At 47.8% G+C, this 232-nt stretch carries 1 protein-coding gene; it reads right to left on the reverse strand.

What is annotated here, in order from left to right; all coding sequences use genetic code 11:
• Positions 1-232, reverse strand: a 232-nt coding sequence (locus QP884_RS11265; protein ID WP_284822067.1) for an IS30 family transposase, incomplete at both ends; no start/stop codon positions are given.

A 232-nucleotide genomic window follows, 5' to 3' on the forward strand; every position in this document is an offset into this window, starting at 1 on the left:
CCATTTCACTTCCCTGATCCCAGGTAAGTGATCCTTTGAGATGATCTGGCAAGGTAGCAATCGCTTTAGTAAGTGCTTCATTTACTTCGGTAGCACTATGCCCATTAGGTAAATGCAGCAAGATGACATAGCGCGTGGTTCGCTCTACTAGCGTGCCAATTGCAGACTTATTACCCGCGCCTAAAATGAGGTCGCCTTCCCAATGACCTGGTACTGCTCGGTCATCTACTTC

Source organism: Corynebacterium tuberculostearicum (assembly GCF_030229345.1).
Lineage (GTDB): Bacteria > Actinomycetota > Actinomycetes > Mycobacteriales > Mycobacteriaceae > Corynebacterium > Corynebacterium tuberculostearicum_G.